The 4,081-nt window shown below is 56.4% G+C and carries 4 protein-coding genes; all 4 read left to right on the top strand.

Going from position 1 to position 4,081, the window contains the following annotated elements; translation table 11 throughout:
* Window positions 1–626 (top strand): DNA (cytosine-5-)-methyltransferase (dcm, locus tag DBR20_RS03045; RefSeq protein ID WP_146186942.1); only part of this gene is annotated, 626 nt, incomplete at its 5' end.
* A gap of 2 nt (window positions 627–628) precedes the next feature.
* Entirely contained in the window at window positions 629–1,060 is a 432-nt protein-coding gene (locus tag DBR20_RS03040) for a very short patch repair endonuclease (protein ID WP_108265144.1), read from the top strand.
* 18 nt (window positions 1,061–1,078) lie between these two features.
* A complete protein-coding gene (locus DBR20_RS03035; protein ID WP_146186941.1) occupies window positions 1,079–2,416 on the top strand; it encodes a type II restriction endonuclease in 1,338 nt (445 codons plus the stop codon).
* A gap of 92 nt (window positions 2,417–2,508) precedes the next feature.
* Window positions 2,509–3,516: an IS30 family transposase gene (locus tag DBR20_RS03030; protein WP_108265142.1), complete on the top strand. Its 1,008-nt coding sequence runs from the start codon at window positions 2,509–2,511 to the stop codon at window positions 3,514–3,516.
* Window positions 3,517–4,081 lie beyond the last annotated feature (565 nt).

The raw sequence follows: 4,081 nt of genomic DNA, 5'->3' as shown, positions 1-4,081 counted from the left end.
AGCTGGGCTACCACGTGCAAGCCAAGGTCATCAACGGCAAGCACTTCGGCCCTCAGCATCGCGAGCGAATCATCATCGTAGGCTTCCGCGAAGAGACCGCATTCACTTTCGACGACCTCGAACTGCCTGACTTTGGTATTTCGCCCCGCATGGCCTCCGTTCTGCACAAGCAGGATGGCAGTGAGGGGGAGGATCAGCCCTACATCGGTGGTGCAAAGGGCAAGGTACTGGACAAGTACACGCTGTCGGACAAGCTCTGGGAGTACCTGCAGAACTATGCGACCAAGCACCGGGACAAGGGCAACGGTTTCGGCTTCGGCCTAGTGACCCCTGAAAGCACCTGCCGTACGCTCTCCGCGCGCTACTACAAGGATGGTTCGGAGATCCTCATTTCCCAAGGCCCGAAGAAGAATCCGCGCCGACTGACGCCGCGCGAGTGCGCCCGTCTGATGGGCTTTGATGACAACTTCCGCATTCCAGTTTCCGATACCCGTGCCTACAAGCAGTTCGGAAACTCAGTGGTTGTGCCGGTGATCGCTGAAGTCGCCCGCATCATGGTTCCTCACCTGCCCCAGAAGTCTGATTCGGAGCCGGCAAAGCCGGCTAAGAAGAACGCCAAGGCCTGACCTTGGTCGACAGCCTCACCCCGGAGCAGCGGTCCGCGCAGATGTCGCGGATCCGTGGTTCGAACACCAAGCTGGAGGTCCTTGTCCGCAAGGGCCTCCATGCTCGAGGGCTGAGGTATCGACTGGGTGGTGCAAAGCTGCCTGGCAGACCAGACATCGTGCTGCCTAAGTATCGGACCGTGGTGTTCGTCCACGGGTGCTTCTGGCATGGGCATGATTGTCCGCTATACCGACTGCCGAAGACGCGCCCGGAGTTCTGGGCAGATAAGATTGGCAAGAACAGGATCCGGGATCTGCGCGTTACCGCCGAGCTTGAAGCCCTGGGCTGGCGGGTGCTGACCGTATGGGAGTGCTCCCTGCGCGGCAAGACCGCCCTTGAGCAGGCTTCATTCCTAGATCACTTGGCCGGGACCCTACGACAAACAGCTCATTGAGGAAGAACTAACGTGGACATGGATTTTCTGGAGCAGAGCTCAGACCAGTGGTCGCTGATGGAGTCCTTTGTCGGCCGCAGCGGCAAGCTGTTTCTGAAAAAACTCTCGCGTAATGATGCATCGTGGGCTAATGAGGGTGGCGGCCATCAGTATGGCTTCTATGTGCCCCGCGCCGTACGCGAGTCTGAATTTTTTCCGAAGCTTCATGCCCGGGAAGACATCCCGCATATCCTGGAAGCTGACTGTCCATCCTTCTGGCCTCAAACCGGTGAGGTCAGGAGCGACTCAGGTATCAAGTACTACAGCAACAAGGGCTCTGAGTGCCACTTCACGAGGATTCCCGCAGAGCTTTTTGCTGGCCTCAACCCCGCATCATGGCTTCTGGGCGGGACGCTTGAAGAGCCTGAAGGGGATGCGCATCACTGGTTCATGGTGATCGACTCAGCATCTACGGAAGCGGAAATGCTTGAGAGTCGCCTCGACATCCAAGCGAACTTCCACTTCGATCTTTTCGATCCATCGAAGTTCAAACGCGCCTCGGCCATCGAGTCGGACGAAGCTGCGGAACTGATCAGCGAGATCGATGCCGCGATAAGGACTGGCACCGTCGAGACGCTCGTTGCGAAGTACTCGAAGCTTCCTGATTCGCTTGTGCTTGCGGATGAGGCACGGTTGGATTTCCTCAGATCTGTGAGGTCGAAGACGTTCAACCCATGGGATATCAAAAAGCCTGGCGACGCTCTCATGCGCGTAAGCAGGGACATCGAGTTTTCAATCTACCGCCGACATGAGCTCCGCATGAGGGCAGTAGAAGTCGCCAAAGTTCTAGCCCAGCATGATCGGTCTGCGACTGCAGCTGTACGCGGTTTCGCGTCCTTGAACTCGATATTTCTCTCTGCGAGCCAACAGCGGAAGAGCCGAGCTGGAAAGTCATTTGAGACCCATCTGGCCGCCATGTTGAAGGAGGGGGGAGTGAGGTTCGAGGCGCAGGCAATTCTTGGCCAGCGACGGCCGGACTTCGTCCTTCCTGACCAGGCGACGGTAGCCCTGGACACGCAGCGGCGATATGAAGACGCAGCCATTCTTTCGGCCAAGACGACTCTACGCGAGCGATGGAAGCAGATCACCCACGAACGCTTCAATTGTGCAATCTTCCTGGCTACGGTGGATGACCGGGTTTCGAAGGAGGCGCTTGCAGATCTACGAAAGGCAGAGATCACGCTGGTGGTGCCGGAGTCGTTGAAGATGAAGACCAATGAGTCCCTCTACTATCACGACACGAACGTGATCTCCTTCCGGGATTTCTTTGACGAAGAACTGGCTCGCAAGCGGCCAGTTCTATTACTTGGAGGATGATCCGGGGGACGACAGTTTCATCCCAACACGGAAGCAACATGCTTAGACTCAATCTCCAAGTGCAACACCCCACTAACGAGTAGGGTGTCAGCATGTCCAGGCATTACAACCATATGAGCGAGGAAGAACGCGCTGTTGTCCAGATCGATATCCAGGATGGCAAGAGTATGCGATCCATCGCCAGGCGCTTGGGGCGGAGCCCTTCGACCCTGAGCCGCGAGTTGGCCCGGCAAGACGTTGGAGCGTACAGCGCCACCGAGGCCGGCAGAGACTATCGTGTCCGTCGACTACGCTCTGTTCGGCGCCGCCGACTGATCGAGGGCAGCGAGCGCTTTCAGTTCGTCCGTGATCACTTGGTTCTGTATCGCTGGTCGCCCCAGCAGATTGCTGCCAAGCTTCGCGCCAAGCACCCGGACGATTCCAGCCAGCGCGTAAGCCACGAGACTATTTACGCCAACATCTATGCCCACCCGCGTGGAGGGCTGAAGAAAGAGCTGGTGGAAGCCCTTCGGCAGAGTAAGCCGACGCGAGGGCTACGCCGCACGACAGCAGCAAAGCGGACAAGGGTTCCTGAGCAGCTGCGCATTGTGCATCGCCCGGAAGAAGTACAGAAGCGACTGGTTCCGGGTCACTGGGAAGGCGACCTGATCAAGGGTGCCTTCAAGCGCTCCTGCGCTGGGACGCTGGTCGAACGAAAGAAGCGCTTTGTGATCCTCTGCAAGATGGACGGCTGCACAGCGGAAGCGGCACTGGAGGGCTTCAGTCGGCAACTGAAAAAGCTGCATGAATCCATTCGCACGAGTTTGACTTACGATCCAGGCACGGAGCTCACGTGCTACCCAGAGCTGATGGACCGCTTGGACATCGACGTGTGGTTTGCTGATCCACACGCGCCGTGGCAGCGCGGCAGCAATGAGAACACCAACGGACTGCTTCGGCAGTTCCTGCCCAAGGGCATTGATCTGTCGAGGCCGAGCCAGGAGTACCTCAATCGCGTTGCGATGCTCATCACGTGTTGCGCTTGCTTCTTGAGACCGCCCTTTCTTTCAGGACTATTAACCCATGATCACTCGCGGCCATTACATCGGGTAGATTGTTGACGAGCTCGCTTCGATAAGTGCACAGGTGAAGATGCGCAATGGCTTAGGGCTCACGGACCTTACGCTATTCTGCGAAAACTTCTTCCGAGACGTACTAAACTGCCTGCTTAACGCAAATCTTGAGAGCTGAATGAAGAGCGCTCGAACGAACCTAGACTAGATCTTGGCGATAGAAAGAACGGACTGGCGATTCAAGTCACCTCATCTGCCACCTCCCAGAAGGCAAACGATGCTCTCCGCAAGATCACGTCAGACCAGAAGAATGAATACAAAAATCTTGTTGTATTGTCCGTTTGCGAGAGACAACAAAGCTAAACTTTAGATGCCAACATGGCCAATGAGCTGAGTTTTCACAGCAACTGCGTATGGGATATAAACACTCTCGCGCACAAGGCTCTAAATCTAGACATATTCACCTTGGAACGCTTCCACCGAACAGTCCGAGCGAATGTCGCGAAGGTACATGTAGAGCTTGAAGTTCCGGATGAGAAAGACACCTATCCCACTAGCGGATATGATCTATGGCAGCCCCGCATCCAACCTAGGATTGGCAATGGCATAGCGT

It is taken from the genome of Stenotrophomonas sp. HMWF023, assembly GCF_003060985.1.
Taxonomy (GTDB): domain Bacteria; phylum Pseudomonadota; class Gammaproteobacteria; order Xanthomonadales; family Xanthomonadaceae; genus Stenotrophomonas; species Stenotrophomonas lactitubi.
Note: the sequence above shows the minus strand (reverse complement) of the source record. Positions and strands in the feature narration are given on the sequence as shown.